This is a genomic window from Marivirga tractuosa, from assembly GCF_042140215.1.
Classification (GTDB): Bacteria; Bacteroidota; Bacteroidia; order Cytophagales; family Cyclobacteriaceae; genus Marivirga; species Marivirga tractuosa_A.
The window spans coordinates 629087-654648 of the sequence record NZ_CP159478.1; the positions used below are offsets into that span (position 1 = coordinate 629087).

The 25562-nt window shown below is 34.9% G+C and carries 23 protein-coding genes and 1 tRNA gene; 10 read left to right on the forward strand and 14 right to left on the reverse strand.

Features of this window, described 5'->3' with window-relative positions:
- Window positions 1–55 precede the first annotated feature (55 nt).
- The 11 genes from nosZ to ABWH96_RS02875 all read right to left on the reverse strand — a co-directional run bounded on the left by nosZ (window position 56) and on the right by ABWH96_RS02875 (window position 13286).
- On the reverse strand, window positions 56–2083 hold the full coding sequence (nosZ, locus tag ABWH96_RS02825) for a Sec-dependent nitrous-oxide reductase (RefSeq protein WP_375580016.1): 2028 nt from the start codon (window positions 2081–2083) through the stop codon (window positions 56–58).
- 163 nt (window positions 2084–2246) lie between these two features.
- Window positions 2247–2762 carry a c-type cytochrome gene (locus ABWH96_RS02830; RefSeq protein WP_375580017.1) on the reverse strand — a complete coding sequence of 172 codons (516 nt, stop codon included), beginning with the start codon at window positions 2760–2762 and terminating at the stop codon, window positions 2247–2249.
- A gap of 56 nt (window positions 2763–2818) precedes the next feature.
- A complete protein-coding gene (locus ABWH96_RS02835) occupies window positions 2819–4033 on the reverse strand; it encodes a hypothetical protein (protein WP_375580018.1) in 1215 nt (404 codons plus the stop codon).
- 24 nt (window positions 4034–4057) lie between these two features.
- Entirely contained in the window at window positions 4058–4792 is a 735-nt protein-coding gene (ric, locus tag ABWH96_RS02840; protein WP_375580019.1) for an iron-sulfur cluster repair di-iron protein, read from the reverse strand.
- Window positions 4793–5022: 230 nt separating this feature from the next.
- On the reverse strand, window positions 5023–7287 hold the full coding sequence (locus ABWH96_RS02845) for a TonB-dependent receptor domain-containing protein (RefSeq protein ID WP_375580020.1): 2265 nt from the start codon (window positions 7285–7287) through the stop codon (window positions 5023–5025).
- Window positions 7288–7350: 63 nt separating this feature from the next.
- Window positions 7351–7737, reverse strand: coding sequence for a hypothetical protein (locus ABWH96_RS02850; protein ID WP_375580021.1), 387 nt, complete (start codon window positions 7735–7737; stop codon window positions 7351–7353).
- Between the two features lie 43 nt (window positions 7738–7780).
- On the reverse strand, window positions 7781–8383 hold the full coding sequence (locus ABWH96_RS02855; protein ID WP_375580022.1) for an SCO family protein: 603 nt from the start codon (window positions 8381–8383) through the stop codon (window positions 7781–7783).
- A gap of 112 nt (window positions 8384–8495) precedes the next feature.
- Window positions 8496–9284, reverse strand: a complete 789-nt coding sequence (locus ABWH96_RS02860; RefSeq protein ID WP_375580023.1) for a formylglycine-generating enzyme family protein — start codon at window positions 9282–9284, stop codon at window positions 8496–8498.
- A 6-nt stretch (window positions 9285–9290) separates the two neighbouring features.
- Window positions 9291–10778 (reverse strand): copper-containing nitrite reductase, encoded by a 1488-nt coding sequence (nirK, locus tag ABWH96_RS02865; RefSeq protein ID WP_375580024.1) that lies wholly within the window; start codon window positions 10776–10778, stop codon window positions 9291–9293.
- Between the two features lie 663 nt (window positions 10779–11441).
- Window positions 11442–12155 carry a Crp/Fnr family transcriptional regulator gene (locus ABWH96_RS02870; RefSeq protein ID WP_375580025.1) on the reverse strand — a complete coding sequence of 238 codons (714 nt, stop codon included), beginning with the start codon at window positions 12153–12155 and terminating at the stop codon, window positions 11442–11444.
- An 84-nt stretch (window positions 12156–12239) separates the two neighbouring features.
- Window positions 12240–13286, reverse strand: coding sequence for an AAA family ATPase (locus ABWH96_RS02875; RefSeq protein ID WP_375580026.1), 1047 nt, complete (start codon window positions 13284–13286; stop codon window positions 12240–12242).
- Between the two features lie 176 nt (window positions 13287–13462).
- On the opposite strand from ABWH96_RS02875, the gene maoP reads away from it, so the two are divergent.
- The 9 genes from maoP to ABWH96_RS02920 all read left to right on the forward strand — a co-directional run bounded on the left by maoP (window position 13463) and on the right by ABWH96_RS02920 (window position 21982).
- Complete coding sequence (gene maoP / locus ABWH96_RS02880) at window positions 13463–13852, forward strand: DUF413 domain-containing protein (RefSeq protein ID WP_375580027.1); 390 nt, start codon at window positions 13463–13465, stop codon at window positions 13850–13852.
- 60 nt (window positions 13853–13912) lie between these two features.
- On the forward strand, window positions 13913–15466 hold the full coding sequence (locus ABWH96_RS02885) for a transferase (protein WP_375580028.1): 1554 nt from the start codon (window positions 13913–13915) through the stop codon (window positions 15464–15466).
- A 45-nt stretch (window positions 15467–15511) separates the two neighbouring features.
- Window positions 15512–16198: an NUDIX domain-containing protein gene (locus ABWH96_RS02890; protein WP_375580029.1), complete on the forward strand. Its 687-nt coding sequence runs from the start codon at window positions 15512–15514 to the stop codon at window positions 16196–16198.
- 116 nt (window positions 16199–16314) lie between these two features.
- Window positions 16315–17199 carry an NUDIX domain-containing protein gene (locus ABWH96_RS02895; RefSeq protein ID WP_375580030.1) on the forward strand — a complete coding sequence of 295 codons (885 nt, stop codon included), beginning with the start codon at window positions 16315–16317 and terminating at the stop codon, window positions 17197–17199.
- 24 nt (window positions 17200–17223) lie between these two features.
- Window positions 17224–18690 (forward strand): nicotinate phosphoribosyltransferase, encoded by a 1467-nt coding sequence (locus tag ABWH96_RS02900; protein ID WP_375580031.1) that lies wholly within the window; start codon window positions 17224–17226, stop codon window positions 18688–18690.
- Window positions 18656–19090, forward strand: coding sequence for a hypothetical protein (locus tag ABWH96_RS02905; protein ID WP_375580032.1), 435 nt, complete (start codon window positions 18656–18658; stop codon window positions 19088–19090). Before ABWH96_RS02900 ends, ABWH96_RS02905 begins: the two co-directional genes overlap by 35 nt.
- Window positions 19091–19110: 20 nt before the next feature.
- The gene (locus ABWH96_RS02910; RefSeq protein ID WP_375580033.1) at window positions 19111–20100 is read left to right on the forward strand and encodes an SPFH domain-containing protein; all 990 of its coding nucleotides are present in this window, start codon (window positions 19111–19113) and stop codon (window positions 20098–20100) included.
- Window positions 20097–21020, forward strand: a complete 924-nt coding sequence (locus ABWH96_RS02915) for a sugar kinase (protein ID WP_375580034.1) — start codon at window positions 20097–20099, stop codon at window positions 21018–21020. Before ABWH96_RS02910 ends, ABWH96_RS02915 begins: the two co-directional genes overlap by 4 nt.
- A gap of 53 nt (window positions 21021–21073) precedes the next feature.
- The gene (locus ABWH96_RS02920) at window positions 21074–21982 is read left to right on the forward strand and encodes a ribose-phosphate diphosphokinase (protein ID WP_375580035.1); all 909 of its coding nucleotides are present in this window, start codon (window positions 21074–21076) and stop codon (window positions 21980–21982) included.
- Between the two features lie 102 nt (window positions 21983–22084).
- Here the strand turns inward: ABWH96_RS02920 and ABWH96_RS02925 are convergent.
- The 3 genes from ABWH96_RS02925 to ABWH96_RS02935 form a co-directional block, all read right to left on the reverse strand.
- A tRNA-Arg gene (locus ABWH96_RS02925) sits at window positions 22085–22156 on the reverse strand.
- Between the two features lie 33 nt (window positions 22157–22189).
- A complete protein-coding gene (gene hflX / locus ABWH96_RS02930; protein ID WP_375580036.1) occupies window positions 22190–23368 on the reverse strand; it encodes a GTPase HflX in 1179 nt (392 codons plus the stop codon).
- Window positions 23369–23473: 105 nt separating this feature from the next.
- A complete protein-coding gene (locus ABWH96_RS02935; protein WP_375580037.1) occupies window positions 23474–24142 on the reverse strand; it encodes a c-type cytochrome in 669 nt (222 codons plus the stop codon).
- 190 nt (window positions 24143–24332) lie between these two features.
- On the opposite strand from ABWH96_RS02935, the gene ABWH96_RS02940 reads away from it, so the two are divergent.
- The gene (locus ABWH96_RS02940) at window positions 24333–25487 is read left to right on the forward strand and encodes a glycosyltransferase family 4 protein (protein WP_375580038.1); all 1155 of its coding nucleotides are present in this window, start codon (window positions 24333–24335) and stop codon (window positions 25485–25487) included.
- The last annotated feature ends 75 nt before the right edge of the window (window positions 25488–25562 follow it).

A 25562-nucleotide genomic window follows, 5' to 3' on the forward strand; every position in this document is an offset into this window, starting at 1 on the left:
TTTATTTAAATAGGTGAAGAAAACTGCTGACTAGTTGCCAGCAGTTTTATCAAAATTATTTACCAATATTGGCATTTTGTTTAGCTTTCTCATAGAAATCATGAGCAGCCTGTTCATTCTCTCTCAATTTCTCATTTAATCCCCATTTTAAAGGAACATTTGAGCCTTTAGGAGAAACTCTGGCATAACCAGACATTTCTTGGTGAAGCGCAGAACAGAAATCAGTACAGTAGAATGCAAATACTCCTGGTCTTTTAGGTTCCCAGAGTAGCGTTCTGGTTTGCCCAGGCATTACTAACAATTCAGCATTAGTAGCCCCTTGAATAGCAAATCCATGTGGCACATCCCAATCCTGCTCTAAATTAGTAAGGTGGAAATATACTTTATCTCCTACTTTAAATCCTTCAATATTGTCAGGAGCCAAGTGACTTCGGATAGCCGTCATATAAACATGCACTTCATCGCCATCACGCTCTACTCTAGTTTTACTTTCGCCTAAGGTAGCATAAGGGTGCTTATTGTTCTCAATATCATAGAATTTGACAGAATTAGGCTGAATTTTGTCTGCTGCTATAGCTTGTGCATAATGCGGTTCACCCTTAGTTGGGAAATCTAAAATCAATTTCATTTTATCACCGCTAATATCAAATAATTGAGCAGAGTGCGCTAATTCAGGACCTGTTGGTAGATAACGGTCTTTTGTGATTTTATTCATTGCCACTAAATACTTGCCATCTGGTTTTTTAGTTTCTCCACCAGGGATAACTAAGTGACCAGGAGAATAGAAGGTTGATTGACGATCTAAAATTTCTTTAGATGCTACGTCCCATTTCACTACCTCAGATGATATAAAGAAAGTAGTATAAGCATTTCCTCTTCCATCAAATTCTGTGTGTAATGGGCCTAAACCTGGTTTTTTCACAATTCCGTCTAATGCAGCTTCATAGCTAATAATTGGAATTCCATCAAATTCACCATCAAAGTTTTTCTCTTCAATTGCTTTCATGATTTTATCAAATGAGTAAACAGACATATCAGCAGAAAGCTTTCCGTTCCCTACAATGTATTCACCAGTTGGATCAACATCACAACCATGTGGTGATTTTGGAACTGGAATGAAATAAACCATATCCGGACATTCTTTAGGGTCCAATATTTTAGTTAAGGTTTTTTCTTCTGATTCCGCAATGCTAGTTTCTTCATTCATTAAATTATGGAAATAGGAAGTTTCTCTTTCTGTAAATTTCCCTTCTTTCATGTATTGCTCAGCTTTTTTCCAATTGATCACCGCCATCAAATCTTTATCCTTTTGGGATGCGTTTACCTCCAAAAGACTGTGCTCTTGCTCAGAATTATAAGTTGTTAAAAAGCTCCATCCGTGAGATTTTCCTTTACCATTTCTAGCTAAATCATAATTAAATCCTGGCATTTCAATTTGGAAGGCTAATTCCATGTGACCATGTTCAGGATCAACCGAAACATAATTGATTAAGCCTTTGAAATTCTTTTTGTAAGTATCGATAGGCACATCTTTTTGAGGGATAGGGACAGAAAAACGAGTACCTGAAACTAGGTATTCAGAATTTTCGGTTATAAAAGGCGCACAGTGCAAACCCGCCACATCAGGAATTTCCAAGATTTCAACTGTTTCGAATGTTTTTAAATCCACTCTGGCAATTCTAGGAGTGTTGTTACCATTTACGAATAACCATCGGCCATCAAACTCGCCATCTGTTTGGGAAAGTTCAATATGGTGAGAATCATCCCAAGGCACTTCTCCATAAGAAGTATTGAACATGGCCTTGGTTTCTTCACTGTAGCCATATCCATTTTCAGGATATTTTGAAAAAACAGGAATTTCCTTTAATAATCTTCCTGAAGGTAATCCGTAGGCAGTGATTTGTCCACTATAACCACCAGACATAAAAGCATAAAACTCATCATACTCACCGGGAGCAACATAAGCCTGCTCCGCTGCGCTACCTCCCAAAACTTGGGAGGTTTCTGAACCTTGATTGCCACAGGAAGCCATTAAAAAAATCAGACTTAATCCTGCAACATAATTTAAATAATGTGTTTTCATGTTACGTTTTAGTTTAGTTAAAAAATAATTAGATTTAATTCGTTAAATTTTTGCACAAACCTGTCAGGTTTGAACTTGATATTTTTGATGAATATATTATCCTATACAATAGTTTAATAAGTAGAAACCTGACAGGTTTCAGTTCTTTTAAGCGATTTGTGATTCAAGAATTAATAGCTTCATCTTTTTTGCCAGCCTTTTCCATATCATTCTTTCTAAAGAATTCTAATATTTTGCGAGCATCATCAGGCTTGATATTTTGATTTGGCATTCTAGTCATACATTCTTCCAAAAGCTTTTGAGCTGTAGGGTCCTCCGCAAGCATCACATCCACATTGGTGATCATATTCATGATCCATTCTGGTTTTCTACGATTGGTCACGCCTTCAAATCCGGGTCCTACCACACGCTGATCAGTTAATTTATGGCAAGCAGAACATTTCATGTCATAGATGGCTTGTCCTCTTTCCACCCATTCTTCATTTAATGGATCAGAAACTTCCACTTCAGTGAATTCTCCTACCCCTTTACCCATTTTTATGGTTTCAGGAACTTTCTTTTCTTCTACTGTTTCAGCTTTGTTTTCAGCAGTGTCTTTACTTTTTTGTTCATTTCCACCGCAAGAGTAAATAAAAAGCATTCCTACTAGTGCTGTCGTTAAAATTTTTATTGTTTTCATAGCATTTTTGTTTTCTTTAATATAGTTACTATTGTTTTTAATACAAAATATTTAAATTAAGTTTTGATTTTATTCATATATCTAAAGGTTAATAAAAACAGAAGGATTGCAATGGGGAGTAAAATGCTTGCATAAAATAAGGCTTCGTGAAAAAAAGGTAGCTTTCCTAATTCTTGCCAATAGTAAAACCCTTGCAAAAACATGATGAACTCCGTTGAAAGGAAGCCAATCAAAAGAAGGCTTACTGCTGGTTTATGTAAAGTATATGTTTTATTATTTTCATTTGAAAGATACTCTAACCATAAATAGGCAGTAAAAAAGCCCAACATATTTAAATGGATAAATCCAATAATGAAAAGCCTGAGCAAAACAGCCATTTCTGCCATTTCAGGAACCACTAAGGCAAATTGAAAAATTGTTCGCGTTAAAAATACTGCAATTAATAGCTTCAATAAGAGTTTTTGCACTGCGCTCAATGAATTCTTGAGTTGCATCCAACTGCCACCAAATGATTTTAGTAAGGCAAAGACAGCTAATAATTGAAGCACTACGGCAATAGCATTAACATAATAACTGAATTCCCATCGATAGCCCCAATAAAGAACTAATGCATAGCTCAGAATATTTCCCAGCAAGAACAGCCAGTAAAACCGATTGAAAGCTTTATTGCTAATTTTAAGGATAGTCCCAAAACGGTTGAATAATAGAGCCAACAAAGCAAAGAGCAACCAACCATTAAACTGAAAGTGTAAATAAAACTGAATAGCGATTTGATAAATGACATTAGCGCCATTTTTAGATGCCATAATGTAGGCTACCACAAAAACGCCTACAGTAGAAATAAATAGAAATAAGATGGCGGTTTTTAATAAAAGAGAGCTTCTATAATCTTTTCTACTGTGATCTTTCCAAACACGTACAGCAAAAACATAGCTTAAAACTATATGCAAAGTGGAAAAGAAAATAGAAAAGGCTGCATAACCCTGAATTGGAAATGCTATTGCCATTCCTATGACTGTTAGCTGAGTTAACCAAAACAGCCAAGTATAAATTGGCTTAGCGGCTTTTTCTTTAGGTAGCAACTTGGCATGAATCATAATAAAAATCCCCAGGTAAAGCCAGCCGAGTAGTGCTACATGAGAATGTCCGTGCAACATATTTCTATAGTCTAACCACTCAATTTCCCAAACAAAAGCTCCTCTGAGGAGCAAGCCCATCAGAGAAGCAATCAGAAAATTAACCAAACTAACTATTAACCAAGTTTTTTTCATTATAAGCAGCCGTAGGCTATTTTATCAGTTTAAAGCATTAAAACTTTCCTCAATTCTTACCGCTTTCGGAAAGAGTATATTATTTTCTAAATGAATATGTCTATGTAAATCATTTTCAAATTCCTCCAACAAGGCAAATGTTACTCTATAAGTATTGCAAGCATGCTCTGGCGGAGTATAGTTATTTGTCAACTTTGCAATTTCTTCAAATCGATCACCTTCAGCTTCATGTTCATCCATCATCATTTTAATAGGATTTTTGACAGTTCCAAAATGAGGAGCCTCAACAGTGCTACCATCATTTAAATGCTTTTCTAATTTTCTAACATGAGGGAAAAGAATAAATTCTTCTTTTTTCATATGGGCAGTCAATTCTCCTGCTGACTCAAAAAATAGTTGTTTTACTTCATGCAATTCTGGATTTGAATCTCCATGCACTTTGCAAATTTTCGTCAAATAGGGTTTTAATTCTTCTATTGCATTTTCCACATATCTGTGATGTGTTTTTTCTATGTAGTCAGCCAGAAGATCCATCGGCCATGATTTAAAGTCGATGTCGCTTTGTTCAGCTTTATCCATTACAGCTTCTGCTAAGGCTATTTCAACCTCGCGTTCCGGGATGCTTTTTGCTTCACAAGCTTCCTGGATTGACCTTCCACCTTTGCAGCAAAAATCAATACCAAATGATTTAAAAACTGAAGCTGTGCGGTAATCTTCTGCTACCCATTCTCCTATGGTTTTTTCTTTGTAAACGTTCATAACAATTGTATTTAAATATAAAATTTTGTTTTTCCTTTCCTAATTCTAGGTGAATTATATTGATACAAATATAAAAGGATATTATGGTCTTTTTTCCTTTTATTACGAAATAATTTTAAAAAGGATGATATTTGTTAGTTGTTTTTATAAATTTTGAAATTGCTGGTGGTTTAAAGTGCGATTTAATACTTTAAACCACCAGCTAGATTTGAAGGAAAGGAATAGAGAATCTAGAATTTAAAAACTAACATCGAATAAAAGTTTCTGCCAGGCGCAAAAATCTTTTCACCACTTGTTAAAATAGGACGATTCAAATGCTCGTAATATGTTTGATTAAAAATATTATTTGCCCCAACCTTTATTTGCCAATTACTATTCAGCTTAAAAGAGGACTCAAAATCAACCAGATAAAATGAAGGCGTTTCGCTTTCAGCAAATTCAGTTGATACACGATTTTGCCTATCTACAAACCGAAAATTTAAATTACTTTGCCATTTATTTTCAATAAAATTGGTAGCAACAGAATATCGAATATCTAATGGTGCTATCTCAGCCAATGGCTCTTCCCAAGTTAAATTGTCTGCGTAAGTATAGGCCAATTGTGCCGACTGACTGAAATTTTCTGAAATCAAATGATTAAAATTAAATTCAAAACCACTTTTAAACACTTCTCCAATATTTACAAACTGTCTAACTCCTGGGCTATTCATTAATTTAGGCTGAAGAGCTGTTTTTTCAGCTCCAATATAATCGGTAAGATAGGATGCAAAAAAATTGACTTCTGCCTGCCAATTCGATTCATCATAGCTTATAATCCAATCCATTTGATTATTTTTCTCTGGACTAAGCCCTGGATTTCCCAATAGCTCATAAGGATCCATGCCGACCGCAAAATAATTGATATAACGCTCAGTTAAGCCTGCACTCCTTTGAACTCTTGCCAGCCATAATGCAGTTGATAGATTATCGTTTATTTCCGTTTTGAAACCTAAGCTTAAAGCTGGGTTAATTTGATTTACTGAAGTTTCATTATAAAAATCATTAAAATTTTCCTCCGTATCCAAACTTTGACCACGGTTATATTCTATCCTAGCGGAAGCATGTATTGATGATTTATTCAACTGATAAGCATAGGAAGAAAAAACTGAAAATTTATCTATCTTTCCTTTTTGCCATGGATTATCATACACTCGCATCCCGGCATTAGGTCCCATCAAAAATTCTCTTTCCCTCTTTCCCTCAGCGGACTCTGCCTTATAATCAACGCCTAAAAAAATCTGCTCCCTTGCACTTAATTTCTGTAATTCTGACCGATAACCGTAATTCTCAGTTTCAGCAGGAGTGGAAGCATTCATCATCCTCGGATCTAAAGGCTTCAGTAAGTTATCCATCAAATGGTCTACTTTTGTGTAGTATGCCTTATTTACCCATTTAGTAAAAAAACGTGACTTGAATTGATGTTCATATTCTGAATTAATCATCCAGGTATCATCCGTTCTCAAGTCCATTCCAAGTGTCGGAAAATCCACATCTCTAGCGAAATTTCTATTGACTGTAAAGGATAACAGATCTGAAGCAGAAGGTTTGTAATGGAGATAAGCCCCAATACTACCTCTTAAAAAGTCACTTGCCACCCTTTCGCCATTTCCATCGCTATAATCACTACCTTCTGAATAAGAAAAAAGAATCCCTGTATTCAGTTGAGCTGATGTTAAACCGACTTTAGCTTCATTTCTGATTACATTTCCATTTGTTTCGTATAAAGCTGAGGCTCGTCCATGAAGTGCTACTTCAGGTGTAAATAGGGGCGACTCTGATACAAAATTAATTGTTCCGAATGCATTTCCGTATCGCAAAGCATGTGGTCCCTTCAATATCTCTACCTTCTTTATTTGATTTAACATGATTTGACTGCTTCCCGGATCCATCCTGTTAGGGCAGGCTGCATTTGCAGATTGAAGACCATCAATAACTACATTGAGCTGATCATATTTAAAGCCTCTCATAACAGGATCAAACCCAAAAGCTGGGCTTTTCCTGATTGCGTTTATTGCTGGATTTATTGATAAAATAGCGCCAGCATCATGATGAATTTTTTCTGTATCATTTAAGCTTAATTGCTCATCTTTTTCTGCCAAATTGGGCCTTAAGCTAATGACGCTTACCGGCTGAAGAATTTCAATATGCTTAGTTCTAAGTAATGGCTCATTAGATTTTAATGCTTCCGATATTTCATTCGATTTTAGTTGCCATTTACCATAATTAATATGGCTTAGCACCAATCTTTCACCTTCTACAAAATAAAGCTCAATTTCTCCACTTTCATTTGAAGCTCCAGATTGCTTTGCATATTGATAATATAGACCAACGATAGGCTCTTTGGTGTCAGCATCCAAAAATTTTAATTTTTCTTTTTTTTGTGCATAGGCAGATAAGCCTATTAGCACAGCCAGAAGCAATAAAATTGCTTTGGGCATAGTAATAGAATGAATCATAATATTTTAAATTTGAATAGATTATAATTTGATTTTGCAGCAAAACTATTGCTGCATTTTGTCTCAATATGGTCTATTCAAAAAAATAGGTGGGTGAAATATTTGACTCTCAAATATTCTAATAACAAAGGAATTAGTAACTGGTGTTTTTGAAATGTGGCCTATGATATGATTAGATTTGATGCCAACATATTTGTTTTTGATTATGAAAAGTTGCTCTACAAGCTTTACTAGAAAAGATTCTTGTTCTTTTTCCTTATTTGAGGCTTCATTTAACTTTTGAGATAAAAGACATTGTCCTTGACAGGTATTAATTGCCTTATCACGTTCTACACAGAGGTTCTCAATGATATAATCACGATTAAAACCGAATTGAATAAGAATAGCCAACTTTACCATAGGCAATGCCAAGATAAGAATTGAAAAAGATATGGCTATTCGTTTTTTCATTTTGCTGCGAAGGTAGCTTAATCATAAAATATATTATGTGCCATTAGTTACTTAATTCAATAATTTTTTCAATCGTTTCTTTATTATTTACGCCTAAGCCTTCTTGCTGATGTTGCATTACCCCTTCTGTATCAAAAACAGAGATAATGTTGGAATGAGAAAAGTCAATGGGAGAGATTTGTTTGTATTTAACCGCCACGATATTAGCAAATTCTCTTACGGTTTCTTCTGTTCCTCTTAGAAATAACCACTGATCACCTTCTAATTGATAATCTTTTCCAAATTGGGTTAATCGCTCTGGTGTATCATTTTCCGGATCAATACTCACTAATACATATTTCACATTTTCTTTTCCTTTTTCAGCTACTTGCTCTTCAATATTGCGCATATCAGCAGCTAATCTTGGGCATGCTGTCTGGCAAGAAGTATAGACCATTACCACAGCCAAAACACTTCCTTGCAAATCTTTGAACTCTATTTGCTCATTGTGCTGGGTAGTCCAAACAGAGGGAATGTTATAAATAGATAAATCATTAAATTCTTCTTTGGAAGTAATACCTTTATCTTCATCATTTGAGTCCGGTTTTTCGACATTATCACAAGCGAAAAATAGAATAGTAGCGAGAAACATCATTAGCGTTTTCATAGCGATTGTATTTTAAATTAATTAGTATTACGCCCTTTCAGGGCTTTGGAGATAGTTTTTTTTAAACACAGGGCTTCACCCTGTGTTAAAATATGACGTCCTTTCAGGACTTTCATTGATTTAATTCTAATGCATTCTTTTCGTAATCTTTTACACAGCGAAAGCCCATATTGCTCATGGTATTTCTAGCTTTTAAACTTGATCTTATGGCATAGCGCATGAAAGCGGCATAATTCATGAGATCATTAGCACTTACAGCTCCCCCTGCACAAAATAAATTAGCGTCTGTATTATTGTTGGATCTTGATTCTCCTGTAATAATGATGCTATTAAAATCATAAACCCATTCCCAAAGCAAGCCATGTAAATCATAAACTCCATAATAATTTGGACTACTTTGCCCTACTTCCTTCAAATAGGTTTTAGGTTTTTCATAGCCTGAAACTATTTTTTGGTTAAATAAGCTGTCTTCTCTAGCATCAACTGAATGCTCACTTGCCATTGCCGCAAATTCCCATTCATCTGTTGTAGGAAGTCGCTTATCTTGACATTCACAATAAGCTTTGGCTGCATACCAAGAGACATTATTGACAGGGCTATTTATTAAATGCTTAGGCACTTCACCATCAGCAGTCCATTTGGTCAAATAGCTGGCATCTGCAAATAATGCTTTCACATTTTCTTTTGACCATTGAGGATATTGCTTGATAAATTCGGCAAACTCTTGATGCGTAACAGGTTTAGCATCCATGTAAAATGGTTCTATTTCTACCTGCACTTCTTCTTGGCTTCCATAAAGGGGGATATAAACTCCCCCTTCAATTTTGCGCATCTCAATTTCCTGTCCATTTACATTTAAATGGAATAGGAAAAAGATTGCGATAGTGAAATATCTAAGCATGGTATTTTATTTATTGTTTTTTACTTGCTCAGGTGTAATGGTAGTTCCATTGTTGCCCCAATTGCTGTAAACATAATTGAGCACAGCAGCTACATCTTCATCGCTCAATCTTTGAGCAGGCATTGCGCTATTATAGGTTTCACCGTTTACTTTAATCTCACCTGTTAAACCATTTACCACTGCATTGATTGCCTTTTCTGGGTGACCATTTATATAATCAGATCCAGCAAGAGGCGGGAAGGTTTTAGGAATACCCTGACCTTCAGCTTGGTGACATGCCAAACAGTTTTGAGAGTAAATCTTTTTGCCTTTCGCAATACTGCTTTGTAAATTAAAATCAGCTGGTGCCGGTGCTGGCTCTTCAACTTTTGCTTCAACTTCTTTTTCCTGTGGAGGAGTGTTTTCTGCAATTTCAGATTCTGGAATGTAAGGAATTGCTTCTGTGCCTTCGTCATATACCACATGGTTTTCCTCACCAGATACGCTTAAAATACCCAAAGCACCTTTATTGAATGCTCTAAATATTGAGTGATCTACCAAAACCAAATTATCAGGAGACTCCACTGTGAACTCCAACATTGCTGAACCACCAGCTGGAACTAAAGTGGTCTGTACGTTCTCATTAATACTTTTACCACCTTCTAGGTACACTTTGTCAAAAATTTCACCAATTACGTGAAAAGAAGAAGCCAGATTAGGACCGCCATTTCCAAAGAAAATTCTTACGGTTTCACCCACTTGGGCAGTTAGTGCATTTTCACCCGTTAAAGCACCTACTTTACCATTAAAGACTACATAATCAGGGTTTTCATCCACCGCTTTTTGCAAATCAAAATCTTGCAAGCCTTTTTCTCCATGTTTGCCTTTGGTATAAAAATCACCTTGCATCACATAATATTCTTTATCTACAGGTGGCAATCCTCCTAATGGTTCTACTAGAATCAGTCCATACATACCGTTTGCAATGTGCATTCCAACTGGAGCCGTAGCACAGTGATAAACATATAATCCCGGATTGAGTGTCTTGAAAGAGAAGGTTTTCTGTTGACCAGGTGCAACAAATGAAGCTTCCGCTCCTCCACCTTGACCTGTTACAGCGTGTAAATCAATGTTATGTGGCAATTTATTATCAGGGTGATTTTTAAGTGTGAATTCTACTATATCTCCCACTCTTGTTCTAATAAATGAACCTGGCACACTTCCTCCAAATGTCCAGTAAACATATTCTACACCATCATCCATTTCAGCCACTTCTTCGATGATTTCCATATCAACAAAAAGCCTTTTAGCAGTTCGTTTACCAATAGGTTTAGGAACATGAGGAGGAGCGGTCAATTCCGCTTTCATGGTACCAACTACTTTAATGTCTTCATTTTTATTTTTGTTTGATTTCACAATTTCTTCCTGTTGCTGACAAGCCGCGAAAAGAAAGGGAAATATCAGTGCAAAAAACAAATAAGCGAATCGGGTCTGTGTTTTTCTATGCGTTTTCATAATCTCTAATTTTAAATATAATCGGATGTTTTTATCCTTTATTTACAGAAGCAAATATCTACAGAGAATTTTACAATAGAAATGTTCCAAATCAGGGATTAAGAAGTTTATTCACAGAGATAAGTCTGCGAAAACGCAGGAAATTAAATAAACTGTTCGTATTCGGAGAGTAAATTATACACCCCTGGGAGGTTTTCAATGCAAATACAACGACCATCCAAGGATAATAAGTTATCATTCCTATGGATTCTTTTTTCCTTAGGAAAGTTAAAATACTGCGTTTTATTGACTTTAAGGCACTATTCCATTGTTTTATGGTGCTCTAGAGGGCAGATTTAAACTTTATATTACCAATTTTTGCATTTTATTGCTGACTTAATCATTCATACTTTTTCCATTGATGAAAAAGTATGTCGGCCAGAGGCTGACCAGCTATTGGCTGGCAAAAAATCTAGGTAAAATGATGCTTCTTCCCGCGAATGCCAACGCCTGCCCGCCATTTTACCCTCCAGCCCGCTTTTTCGCTTAGGCGAAAGTGGGGGAGTTAGCCATTAATGAATTCAGCAATTAAATTCGGTCACTTATCATCCTAATTTAAATTCTATTTAACAGATCCTTAGATGCTTTGAATAACTATACTGTTCCAGAGAGGAAAGCAGGAACTTAAATAAACTGTTCGTATTCGGAGAGTAAATTATACACCCCTGAGAGGTTTTCAATGCAAATACAGCGACCATCCAAGGATAATAAGTCATCATTTTTCATATGGCTAATGGTTCGGCTAACTTGTTCGGCATTGGTTCCGGCAATCTGTGCAAGTTCTTGTCTGCTGAGCGTAATCATAATTTGCCCTTTATTATTCTTCTGTCCCACTATTTCCCCAGTATAAACAATAGCATAAGCCACCTTTTCATCCGTGGTCATTTGGGCAAAGAATTTATTTCGCATCTCACTTTTTCGAAGTTCTTTTGAGTAGAACATCATAATCTCAATAGTGAAATGCGTATTATTCAAAAAAGCATCATATAGCAACTCATTATTAAGAAAACAAACACGGGCATCATTGAGTGCTACTGCCCCTATAGGATAATTCTCTTTAGCCTCACCTTTATGCCCCATCATGTGACCAGCCTTAGCTAATCGCACAATATTTTGTCTTCCTGAAAAGCTGCTGCTTACAATTTTAACATCCCCTGACTGAATAAAGTATGCTCCAAATACAGGTGAGCCTTCAGAGAATATATATTGCCCTTTTGGATAAACCACCTGATTTTTGAATTCACTTATTTTAGCTAGCCACTCCGGATTTGTCTGTTTTACAAAACATGAAGTGGTAGTACATTCTTCGCAGCTTATTTTATTGGTTTTTTGGGGCATGAAATATTTAAATTACTGATAGTAAAGGTAGCTTTTGAAATAGTTAATTTCAATCAGTTATAATAATTATTATTGAAACTCAAGCTAAAACCCAATCCCATTGCCATTATTCAATTGATATTGATGTTCCTCCAAATAGTAAATTTCTGAAAGGTTCATAGGATTATGGACTTCTTTTTCCACACCCAAATGAGCAAGTAAAGCCTTTGATTTAGGGATGCTCAATTTGTTAAATTCATACATTAATTTCAATCTTCCTTTTCGCATTAAAGCTGGGTCGATTTGATGCAGTTCCGTATTGAAAGTGGCAATAATTTTGATGCCCAATCCATCACCTAAAATTCCATCAGTCAGGTTTAATAACATGGAAATGGCTGATGTTCTGGCACTATTATCAGACTTCAATAATTCTTCAGCATCTTCAATTACCAGAATTATGTTTCTGTTATCCAAAAGGAAATCGGTAAGAGCAAAATCATCTAGATTAAGCGCAACTTTTGGAGGGAGGAACACCATCCTTTTATTTACTTGGTGAATAAGGTATTTGATGTAGGAACTTTTACCAGTTCCGGGGGCTCCATAAAGTAAATAAAGACCCGAACCATCTTCTTTGGAGAGTTCCCTTTTCAGTTGTTCATCCACTGCATCAAAGCCTTCATTATAATGTAATGATAAATCAACATCCTGCTTTTTAATCTCTAGGTCTTTGGGCATTAAACCCATTTTACTTTGCACAATCATCGATATTCCTGACTTTTCTTTATTCACAAAAGTCTTCATCCCGTCTATTAGCTCCTCTTTCAACTTAGAGTTTTCACCATATGCCATTTGCATCATGCTCGAGGCGATCTCAAGTACAATCTCATCATTAAAAACATAAATAGTAGAAAGCATTTCCTCTCCCTCCTTTTCAGAAAATTTTTCTCGTTTATGTTTGCTGCTAATCTCATCAGAAAAATTCTTTTCTAGCCATTCACTAATTTTCTTGATGTCAACCTCATACATTTCAAAAGTATTGGGTACTTTTTCAAAACGACTAAAAAATATTTGCCCCGCATTTATGTCCCCTTGAAAATCAAAGGGAGACAATGTCCATTGAATTGATTGCTGGTTTTGATGGATGCTCTTCATTATGTGTTATTTTATGATTCTCAAATGCCAAATTAGCGGATATAGCAACGCATTCAAATTAATTTAAATTTCATTTGAGGTTCAGTTCAAAAATGATGAATACTTGGTTGTAAAATAAATATTACATAGTTTAATGGAATTATTATATTATATATTTTCAACTAAACCTATCAAGAATGAAAAACACTAAAGACTCCCACCTAAAATTAATTACTCAAAAAGGGAGATTTAAAATGGACTGTAGCCTTGCTATTTTTAGTAATGAAGAAAGAGCGATTTTAGAAAAATACGGACATTGGTTCAAGGCTTTGATTTCTGGTGAATTAGAACCTTATACTGAAAAACAAAAACTATTTATAGAGGCAGCAAAAAACGAACGACATCCCATCTCTATAGAAGAAAAAACATGGTTTAAATATACTAAAAGAAAGGAAATAGAAGAAAAACATGGACATGTGCTGAGTTCCAGGCCAGAATTAAAAACTGATCCATTTTATTCCAGGGAAGGTGCTAAACATTTGAGAAAAAGTCAAATGAGCATAATGGGGAAAAATCATTGGGCTTGAGTGGTTTATAAATTTTAAGTTTAAATTTGGCTGCCAATGTCAAATATTAGATTTTAAAACATGTATATTTTATTTCCGGGAAGACATCATATACTTACCTCATTTCAATTCGAATATCTTACACAAACAATAAAGTCATATTCTGAAAGTGCTTCAAATGATATAGTGGGTGTTATTTTTGCAGTTACTTCGGCAAATCATAGTGGAACAAAACGCAATCCTGTGCCTTTTTATCTGCGAGCTATGATGATACAGGAATTTTCAAAGAATCTTGATGTACCCACCTACGTTTTCGGAATTGATGATGTAGGCACCATTGATAATTTTGCAAACTATACAGTTAAACAGATTAAACATCAATCTGATGGGGAATTAAATCTTACCCCCGAAAACACTTCTGTTATTTGTTCCACACCAGTATTGAAAATGTACCAAGAGTTGGGCTTTACTATTCTTCCTGCTGAATTGGAAGATACTAACACTCAAAAATATCATGCTAAACTACCTTGGGATATAGTGGAAATGATTGTTGAAAATAGAAATTGGGAAAATGATCAAAATATCGTTCAGTTAATTCATGAATCAAGTTTTAAAATTTGGAATACTTATAATCTTGGAAGCAAAGTAAGAAAGATATTATCGGATCCAATAATAGGGGAAGACGGAGATATTACAGAATCAAGGGATTATAACACCTATGTTCGTCAAATGGATGAAATAGCAGAGCTTAAATTCAGAGAAACAAGCCCGTATATTTTATCGGGTCGAATTGGAGATATTGGATGTGCTGTAGGATCTTGGATTAAGCAGGCATGCGAAGTATCTGAATTGAGGGAATCAGATTTTTATGGAATTGAAGTAGCACGGCAGTTATATGATGTATGTATTCAAAGAAAGCATAATGGTGAATTCAAAAATCCGAATGTCTTCTTTGCACAAAAAAATGCTGTCACTTCTTTAGTCTTCGAACAGCAGTCAATGAATACAATCCATACTTCTTCACTGACTCATGAAATTGAATCTTATGGAAGCAGATCAGATTTGTTGAGTTTCATTCAAAATCGTTTTGATGAACTAAAATCAGGTGGTGTATGGATCAATAGAGATGTAATCGGTCCTGAAGATGGCGAAAAGAAAGTTTTAATGCTCTTAAATAATGAAGATGGAGCAAATGAAAATATCTATCAATCTTTTTCAAACCAAACAGAGTTAGCAAACCACCTTAATAGTCTTTCTACCTTTTCAAGATTCCTGAGGTTTACAGAAGATTTTAGAAAAGAAGAAAATGATCAAATCAGCTTTAGTCTAAAAACTATTGAAGGGAAAACCTATGTTTTACTGGAACTGAAAGATGCTGCCGAATTTATGTTGACCAAGGACTACACTGACAATTGGAATAGCGAAATGCATGAACGTTTCTGTTTCTGGAGCATCAAGGAATGGAAAGAACAATTAAGCGCAGTAGGTTTCGAATTATTAAATAATTCGGTTGCTTATACTAATCCATGGATTGCTAATAACAGATTCGTTGATAAAGTAAAGTTGTTTGATGAACAGATGCAAGAATTACCCTATCCACCAACCAATGCCTTAATGATTGCAAAAAAACTCTAGCTCTTAATTTGTGTAATAATTACATAATTAACTAACTTTATCAGTATGACTATAACTCAAAATATTAAGGTTGCTGTAGATGCAGTAGTTTTTGGCTATAATTCAACTGATGGGCTATCCATTTTATTAATAAAAAGGAAAAGTGACACTTTTCATGGTACCTGGGCACTTCCTGGAGGATTAGTCCATGAGGGTGAATCATTAGAACAAGCTGTAACCAGAGAATTAAATGAGGAAACAGGAGTATCCATTAATTATTTGGAGCAGTTATACACTTTTGGAAAACCAGAAAGAGACCCAAGAAATAGAGTTGTATCAGTTGCTTATTACGGATTGGTTAAACCTGATATTTTTAAACTTAAAGCTGCAACTGATGCAAGTGATGTTGCTTGGTTTGAAGTAAAAAAACTTCCAACATTAGCTTTTGATCATAATGAGATTATTTCAGAAGCCATCAAAAGACTTAAAGGTAAAATCACTTATGAACCTATTGGATTTGAACTCCTCGATGAAAAATTCCCTTTTTCAGAATTAGAAAAACTGTATATGACAGTATTGGATCGCCCATTGGATAGAAGAAACTTCAAGAAAAAGATCATGAAATTCGGCTTTTTAGAAGAAACCAATGAAAAGCAAAGCTTGTCAGGTGCTGGCAGACCTGGTAATTTATTTCAATTTAATCAGGAGAAGTACTTCCAACTCAAAAAGGAAGGCATAAACTTTGAAATATAACTCACTGTAAATTAAAGCTGTATAAAATTCTTTTATTATTTGCGTAAAAAATACATTAAATATTTTGTGTAGTAATTACACTTATTTATATTTGCGTACATTAAACGCAATTAGAAATGAAGACAGCAGTAATAATAGCAAGATTTCAGACCCCGTATTTACATAGTGGTCATACAGAATTAATTCAATCCGTAAAAGCTAATCACAATAAGCTCATTATCATTTTGGGTATTGCACCAATTGCAGGTAGCAAACGAAATCCTTATGACTATTATACCAGGGAAAAAATGATAAAAGCCAGCTATCCCGAAGTAATTGTACTTCCTTTATCTGATCATCCTGATGATAATGTTTGGTCGCAAAATCTGGATACTTTGCTCAAGAATACTTTTACTACAGAAGGATTCATTTTATATGGTAGCAGGGACAGTTTCATTTCCTATTACAGCGGAAAATATGAAACAGCAGAATTACCACAGCATGGTGATTATAATTCTACAGATATTCGAAAACAATATGCTGATAGAGTTACAAATTCAGAAGATTTCAGGGCAGGTATTTTATATGCCTATCACAATCAGTACACAAAAGTTTATCCGACTGTTGATGTTGCTGTCTTTAGAAATAATAGAACTGAAATTTTGCTGGGGCAGAAGGTAATCAACAAGAAATGGAGACTTATTGGTGGTTTTGCAGATGCTGAAGATTCCAGTTTTGAGGAAGCTGCAAAAAGAGAGTTAACTGAGGAATGCGGTTCAATAGAGGTCGGTAATTTAAAATACGAAACCTCACTCAAGATTAACGATTGGCGGTACAGAAATGAAGCTGATAAAATTATCACCACTTTATTTAGCTGTGATCATCAATCTGGAAATCCTACTCCTTTAGACGACATAGAGCATCTGGAGTGGATAAAAGTCAATGACTTATTTCAAATGATAAAGGATAAAACAATAACTGAGGAGCATATAGCACTATTTCAGTTCCTCTTGAAAAAATAATATTCACCATTAAGTAATAAAGCCATGAATAGAAATAACTTAATATTATTAGCCGATGCCTACAAATATTCTCACCACAAATTATATTACCCAGGCACAAAAAAAGTATATAGCTATTTGGAAAGTAGAGGTGGGAAATTTAACTCTACTGTCTTCTATGGACTTCAATATTTCATAAAAGAATATTTAGAAGGTATAGCTTTTACTCAACAAGATTTGGATGAGGCAATTCCTATTTTAAAGGAAGTTTTTGGCAGGGATGATGTTTTCGACCCTAGTAAATTCCAATACATATTAGATAAATATAATGGAAAACTGCCCATAAAAATAAAGGCCGTTCCAGAGGGTACGGAAGTTCCTGTAAGCAATGTACTATTGACTATTGAAAATACAGATCCCAATTGTTTTTGGCTAACCAACTTTTTGGAATCATTGCTTATGCAGGTATGGTATCCTATAACTGTTGCCACAATTAGCAAAGAAATTAAAAAGGTTTTGACCAATTTCTATAGGGAGACAGCAAGCAACGGAGCTGAAGCGGGTATTGAATATGTCCTAAATGATTTTGGCTTGCGGGGAGTCAGCAGTGTTGAAAGTGCTGGTTTAGGCGGTAGTGCTCACTTGGTAAACTTTCAAGGAAGTGATACAATCATTGGATCTGTCTTGGCGCAAAAGTATTACAATACTTCTACAATTTACGGAAAAAGTGTGCCCGCAACAGAACACAGTATTTGCACACTATTAGGGGAGAAAGGAGAACTTGATATCTTCAAACATGTGCTAAACAGCTTCCCAACAGGAATAGTAGCTTGTGTTTCTGACAGCTATAATATTTTCAAGGCTTGTGAAGAATATTGGGGCGAGGATTTGAAAACACAAATAATGGAAAGGGAAGGAGTATTGGTCATCAGACCAGACAGTGGTGATCCAATTAAAACCCTATTGAGAATTTTCGACATCCTATTTGATAAGTTTGGCTATACCATAAATGAAAAGGGATTTAAGGTGCTTCCACCTCAAGTAAGAGTGATTCAAGGAGATGGGGTAAACTACGATGCCATAAAAAACATCTTTCAAGCACTAAAAGAAAATAAAATCAGTGCAGAAAATTTAGTATTAGGCATGGGTGGGGCATTGCTCCAAAAGCTGGATCGTGATACACAGAAATTCGCTTTAAAATGCAGCTATGCTGAAATAAATGACGAAGGAGTAATTGTCCAGAAAAGCCCGACTGAGATGGATGAAAATGGAAATATCACTGAAAGTTTCAAGAAAAGTAAAGGAGGGCGTCTAAAGCTTATCAAAAGTGAGGGAGCATTCAAAACTGTTAATGAGCATGAATATCCAGAAATTGAGGACGAGCTTGATACCGTTTTTGAAAATGGAGAAATTATTCAGGATTGGACTTTTGAACAAGTGAGAGCTAATGCAAATAACACTTTAAACGATAAACAATATGATCTCAAAAGCAATATACAGAGCATTACATAATGCTAAACAAAAGAAATGGGGTAAAACTTTTTGGGCATTTGATATTCATGAGACCATTGTAAAACCCAATTGGTCAACTGAAAAAATATCAACTGAATTTTATCCTTTTGCAAAGGAAGCATTACAGTTAATCAGTCAGAGAATGGATGTTACAAGCATTTTATATACATGTACCCATCCTAAGGAATTAGAGAAATATCTGGTTTTTTTCAGACAAAGTGGGATTCACTTTGACTACGTAAACGAAAACCCTGAAGTAGTGAGCAAAAACTATGGATACTTTGAAAAGAAACCCTATTTCAATGTTCTTTTTGAGGATAAAGCAGGTTTCGATGCAGAAAACGATTGGAAAGAAGTATTAAAAATAATTAACAAAAATCAAGAGAGATGTTCGGTATAAACTATATTAAATTCGATTCAATGACCTATGTCATTCAGTATAAAAATGGAAAAATAGCTAGAGAAGGTAAAGGCTTATCATTCTTTTACTTTTCACCAAATTCTTCTATTGCATCCATTCCTACTGGCAGTAATGATATCAATTTCATTTTTACAGAGACAACATCAGACTTTCAGGAAGTTAGTATTCAAGGGCACATTACTTATAAGATTGAAAAGCCTCGTCAACTAGCAGAACTACTTGATTACACGGTTGATGGTAATGGTAACTACAAAAAAAATGACTTTGAAAAGCTAGATGAAAGATTGATAAATGAAGCTCAAACAGCTACGGCTTCTTTTATTAGAGAGATGGACTTAGTTGATTCTATTAACAGTTCAAAAGAACTATCATCTGAAATTTATCAGAATTTGAAAGATTCAAATGCGATATCTCAGCTAGGGGTTATTCCATTAAAAATTAATATCCTATCGATAAAAGCAACGCCAGAAACACAAAAAGCTTTAGAATCCAAAGCACGGGAGGAGTTACTGAAAAAGGCTGATTTAGCAATCTATGAAAGACGTAACTTCTCAGTTGAGCAAGAACGCATGATCAAGCAGAGTGAGTTGAATACTGAAATTGCAATTGTTGAAAAAGAGAAGGAGATTGCTGAAAAACAAATGGAAAGAGATGTTGCGGAAGCTGAAAACGATAGAAAAATAAGAGAAATGAAAGTAACAGCAGATTTTTCTGTTGAATCCAAACGTCAAGACCTGATAGATATTCAAGTTAGCAATGAAAAGAAATCTGCAGAATCACAGGGCTATGCAGTTGAGGCAATGATAAAGCCTTACAGAGATTTAGACTGGAGACTCCTTTCTGCTTTAAATCAGCAATCAGGTGATGCTCGCAACAATATTGCTTTAGCCTTTAGGGAACTTGCAGAAAATGCAGGTAAGATCGGTACTTTAAATATCAGTCCTGATTTATTTGACATGCTTCTCAAACAAGAAAAAGGAAAGAGATGAATTACGAAAGAGCTATAATCATAAAAGGAAAAACACGGTTAGAAAAGCTTCTTGATCGATATAACAGCAAATCTCAAGCGCAATTTTATATCAACCATAATGGTGGTGATTTTTCTGAATATGAAATGGAGCATGAGCAGTTTTACAATGGCTTTAACTATGCCAAAAAGCTAGTTAGTAGACAGTTAAAGTCCACTGTACTCGAAAGAAATTTCCTGCCCTCCTTTCTGTTTGAGAAAAACGACTTGATAGTGGTAGTTGGACAAGACGGTTTAGTCGCGAATACTGCCAAATACGTATCCACAAATCCTATTTTTGCAATTAATCCTGATTTAGAAAGAAATATGGGTGCTTTATTACCATTTGATTTAAATAGTTTGTCAGAAGGGTATAAACGAATACTAAGGGGGCAGAATGAATGCAAGCATATCACATTAGCAAAGGCTAAAATGAATGATGGGCAAGAATTACTGGCTTTCAATGATTTCTATATTGGAAAATCAAATCACAGCTCTTCACGCTACAAAATCATTTATCAAGGCAGGCATGAAAACCAATCTTCAAGCGGAATTATTATTTCCACTGGCGCTGGATCAACTGCATGGCTAAGCTCTGTACTAAATGAATTCAGGGGTTTGGAAAAGTTTTTAGGTTATAAAAGCACGGGCACATTTCAAAGCATGGAATGGGACGATGACAAATTATGCTATATTGTGCGGGAACCCTACAAAAGCCCAAATTTCGGTACTGATATGGTCGCAGGGTATGTCAATAGAAATGAAAAATTAATAATTGAATCTTTAATGCCAGATGATGGGGTTATTTTTAGTGATGGCATCATGGAAGATTATCTTGTATTTAATTCTGGTAGAACTGTAACTATTACTAAGGCTCATGACAAAGCCAAGCTCATTATATAAAATGGGCTTGGCTAAAGATGAAAATTACATTCCAGTTAGTAAAAATTAATGAAATGAAAAAAATCATATTTAATACTTCAGACTATAAATATTTAGCTCAAAAGGTTCTTGAACTGGGTGAATTTGAAAAAGGAGAATTAGAAACAAATACTTTTTCTGATGGAGAACGATATCAAAGAATATTATCTCAAGTTGAAAACCGAAATGTAATTCTAATTGGCGGTACTGTAAATGATTCTGCAACCTTAGAGCTTTATGATCTTGCATCTGCTTTAGTTAGCTATGGAGCAAATTCATTAAGTTTAGTAGTGCCTTATTTTGGATATTCAACCATGGAAAGAGCCGTTGCTACAGGGGAAGTTGTGACAGCAAAAACTCGTGCTCGTCTCCTTTCATCTATTCCAAGGAGTAATAAAGGAAATCATATATATTTATTTGATTTACATACAGAAGGTTTACCTCATTATTTTGAAGGAAACTTATTTCCAATTCACCTTTATTGCAAAGATTTAATAATAGAAGCCTGTCGAGAATTTGGTGGTGATAATTTTGTATTGGCTAGTACTGATGCGGGCAGGGCAAAATGGGTGGAATCGCTGGCAAATGACATGCATGTGAATGCTGCATTTGTGTTAAAACGAAGATTACAAGGTGACAAGACAGAGGTAAATGCCGTAAATGCTGATGTTGAAGGGAAAAATGTAATCATTTATGATGACATGATACGATCTGGGGGAAGTATAATTAATGCAGCCAAAACCTATAAAAATGCAGGGGCAAATAAAATTTTTGTCATAACCAGTCATGGACTTTTCGTTAATAATGGATTAGAAAAAATCAAGAATTCAAATATAATTGAGAAGGTAATTTGTACTGATACCCATCCCAACACACAACTTATTAAAGATGATTTTTTAGATGTAAGGAGTATATCGAGGCTTGTAGTGGATAATTTAAAATAAGAAGGATGAAAATTTCACTTAATAAATTCTCAATGCTTCAATTAAATATTAAAGTAAAGACAAATCGGCACAGGCTCTGCATCTAAAACTCAGCAAACCTAGTGGTCTCGGCAGGAATCGAACCTGCATCTAAAGTTTAGGAAACTTCTATTCTATCCATTGAACTACGAGACCAATGTTGCTTAAAAATAAAGCTGCAAATCTAAATTAGTAATAAGTGTTTTTCAAGTAATTCGGGAAGATTGTAAAATGCTTCGCTTCTACCAGTTTTCTTAATTTGTTTTTAAGCTCTTCTATATTTTCTTTTTTGGTTGCAGAGATGAATACCACATCATTTTGTTCTTTGTGCCAATAAGTGTTTTTCAGGTTTTTGACTTTTTCCTTCACGCTTAATTCTTCCTCATCTTCCAATAAATCCACTTTATTAAAAACTAATAAAGTTGGCTTATCACTGGCGCCTATATCAGTCAATGTTTGGTTCACCACACTAATATGGTCATCCAAAGTTGGGTGGCTTACATCCACCACATGAATTAAAACATCAGCTTCCCTAATTTCATCCAATGTAGATTTAAAGGATTCAATCAGGTGTGTAGGTAATTTCCTGATGAAACCAACAGTATCGGATAAGAGAAAAGGAATATCTTCAAAATTGACCTTGCGAACTGTAGAATCTACTGTAGCGAATAACTTATTCTCCGCCAAAATATCAGATTTTGATAAAAGTGTCATTAATGTAGATTTACCCACATTGGTGTAACCCACTATCGCAACCCTCACTATTTTTCCTCTTGATTTTCTTTGGGTTCTACTTTGCTTTTCAATTTTAGCAAGCTTATCCTTCAACTTGGTGATGGTATTGCGGATATTCCTTTTATCCGTTTCAATCTCTTTCTCACCAGCACCTCCACGAGTTGCAGTTCCTCCTCGTTGTCTTTCCAAGTGAGTCCACATACGGGTTAGGCGGGGTAATAAATATTGATTTCTCGCTAATTCTACTTGTGTTTTAGCTTGAGCTGTTTGAGCCCTGCTCAAGAATATATCCAAAATCAATAAACTTCTGTCATAGACTTTTACTTCCAGTTCTTTTTCTAGGTTTCTTAATTGAGAGGGCGTTAAATCATCATCAAAAACAATCCAATCAGCATTTTCAGCTTTTATGTAAGCACTGATTTCTTCTAATTTACCTTTACCCACAAAACTTCTAATATCAGGCTTTTCCAATCTTTGGGTAAACCTTTTGATTGTTTTTGCACCCAAAGTAGATGTTAAGAAAGCCAATTCATCTAAATATTCATTGACTTTCTCTTCGTTTTGATTTTGCGTAATGATAGCCACCAAAACGGCTTTCTTCTCATTCTTTTCCTCTGCAGAATTATTTTGCATATATTAATTTATAGATATTCTATTATGTGATTACGAATAAAATCCATCTTGGGTACTGGATTTCGAAGAATCACAATTATTTCTCATTTTATCAATCAAATGAGCTTATTTTAATTCATCCAAATAAAGTGCAACTGCTTCAATCTCGGTTTCGCTCAACTCTTCTTCGTAAGCTGGCATCACGCCTTTCCCTTTTTTAATCCATGCTACTCTTTCTGAAAGATTAAGCTTACTTTGCGTTAAATCAGGTGATTTAAAAAGTCCTTTTTTTCCATCTTTTCCGTGGCATTTTTTACATTCTGCCAAATAGATTTCTTTTCCATTTTTCAACAGATCTGCCGTGGATCCTTCGATATTTACTTCAGCTGCATTTTTAGCTGGACTATCATCAGAAACCGCTACTGTTTCATCTTTAGAAAAAGTTAAACTTCCAACCTCTGAAGCTCCATAAATGTAAAAAGTTAATAATAATGCGATAATAGCCATTGCTTTGTTTTCTTTTTTAAATGCCACAATTCCAATAGGTATAATAATCAGTACTAATACTAATTTCACCCACAAATAAGTTGGGGCAGATGATCCGTATAATGACAATAAATATCCGCCAGTTGCTAGCATGAGTACACCTAAAATAGGGTCAACCATTTTAAGTTTAGTTCTGACTTTTGTTAAAAGTTCTTTCTTATTAATCAATAACAAAACGGTCTTGAATAATAAGAACAGTAAAAATAAAGTAACCACTAATACGTGGGAGTGTAACATTCCAATTTCCATATCTATTTCTTTTTTGTACAAAAATAATAAAGGCTATGGGAATAATTTCATAATGTCCATTATATTTGAATTTTATGGGTATTTTAAAGTGAATTAGAGTATGCTAATCCGCATTATGTGATTACCTATCGAAATCTCCCCATCATAAAAGAACCGTAAGTGTTATTATTTGTAGATTTGTAATAATAAAATGAAAGTTGCTATCACTTTAAATACCTCATGGAACATCTATAATTTTAGGATGTCACTTATTCAAGCCTTGATAAAAGATGGGCATGAAGTAGTAGCTATTGCGCCCCATGATGAATATACAGTAAAGTTAATCGAAGCAGGTTGCGAATTTGAAGATGTTACGATGGATAGCCGTGGTGCTAATCCAATACGTGACCTAGGATTAACTTTTGAATTACTCAATATCTATAGAAGGGTGAAACCTGATATCATTTTACATTATACCATTAAGCCCAATATCTATGGTACTTTGGCTGCAGCTACTTTAGGAATTCCAGTTATTAATAATGTAAGTGGCTTAGGCACAATTTTCTTGAACGATGATTGGATTTCAAAAATAGCATTAAGCTTATATAGATTTTCCTTTAAATTCCCTAAAAAAGTGTTTTTCCAAAACCATGAGGACTACCAGCTCTTTATGGATAAAAGATTAATTCAAAGAAATATTTGCGAGGTAATTCCAGGTTCAGGTATAGATTTAAATGAATTCACTCCTCATCCGCCTCAAGAAAAATCAGAAGGGGAGGCATTTGAATTTTTAATGATTTCTCGTTTGATTATCGATAAAGGAATAAGAGAATATGTTGCGGCTGCAGCTATTTTGCAAGAAAGAGGAATGAATGCTAAGTTCAGTCTTTTAGGGAAATTAGATGAATTACATTCGAGAGGGATTTCTTCCGAGGAATTAAATTTCTGGATAGAAGAAGGTTATGTAAATTATTTAGGCAGTACTGATGATGTTCGACCCTTCATCAATAAGGCTGATTGCGTTGTCTTGCCAAGTTATAGAGAAGGAACTCCAAGAACATTATTGGAGGCTGCAGCAAGTGCTAAGCCAATTGTGGCTTCAAATGTTCCTGGATGTAACAATATAGTAGATCACAGATTGAATGGCATCTTATGCAAAGTAAAGGATGAAGATGATTTAGCCTTGAAAATGAAGGAAATGTATTATATGACTCCTGAAATGCGACATGAAATGGGTTTAAGAGGCCGTGAGATTGTGGAGAGACGCTTTGACCACAATTTAGTGATAGAGCGATATTTGAAAGCAATTGATCAAAACAGCACTTTAAAGCCCGAACTTAGAGCAGCATACGCAAATAATTTATAAGCATTTCCAATATATTATGGTCTTTTGCTTAATTGGTTATATTTTTACAATTAGTGAATAAAACTATCAAAAAAA